Here is a 702-nt window from a genome sequence, read left to right on the forward strand (position 1 = left end):
CAGCCACGCAAACCATTACGCTGGACAATGCGGCACCTTCTGCGGTGACCATCACGACACCGATTGAGACGGACGGGATAGTTAATGCCGCTGAAGACAATGATGTACTCATTGCCGGTTCTGGCGCTGAGTCGGGTAACAGCGTGACCGTGACCATCACCGACAACAACAGCTCGGTAAGCCGTACGGTGACTGCCGATAATTCCGGTAACTGGACACTGAGTGGCAGTGAACTGGATGTCAGCGGCCTGAACAATGGCTCGCTGACGGTGTCGGCGACCCAAGCGGATACGGCGGGCAATACGTCCACGGCTGCGACACAAACCATTACCCTGGACAATGCGGCGCCGTCTGCCGTGACCATCACCACACCGATTGAGACGGACGGACTGGTCAACGCGGCCGAAGACAACGATGTGCTGATCGCCGGTTCTGGTGCTGAGTCGGGTAACAGCGTGACGGTGACCATCACGGATAATAATTCATCAGTCAGTCGCACCGTGACCGCCGATAATTCCGGCAACTGGACGCTGAGCGGCAGTGAGCTGGATGTCAGCGGCCTGAACAATGGCACACTCACGGTGTCGGCAACCCAAGCGGATACGGCAGGTAATACGTCCACCGCAGCGACGCAGACCATTACCCTGGACAATGCCGCACCTTCTGCGGTGACTATCACGACACCGATAGAAACCGATGGCA

General features: G+C 57.8%; 1 protein-coding gene. It reads left to right on the forward strand.

Annotated features, from left to right (window positions below):
* Nucleotides 1-702: Ig-like domain-containing protein (locus TW77_RS23685; RefSeq protein ID WP_046007442.1), on the forward strand; the 702-nt coding region annotated here is incomplete at both ends.

This window comes from Pseudoalteromonas rubra (assembly GCF_000967655.1).
Taxonomy (GTDB): Bacteria; Pseudomonadota; Gammaproteobacteria; order Enterobacterales; family Alteromonadaceae; genus Pseudoalteromonas; species Pseudoalteromonas rubra_A.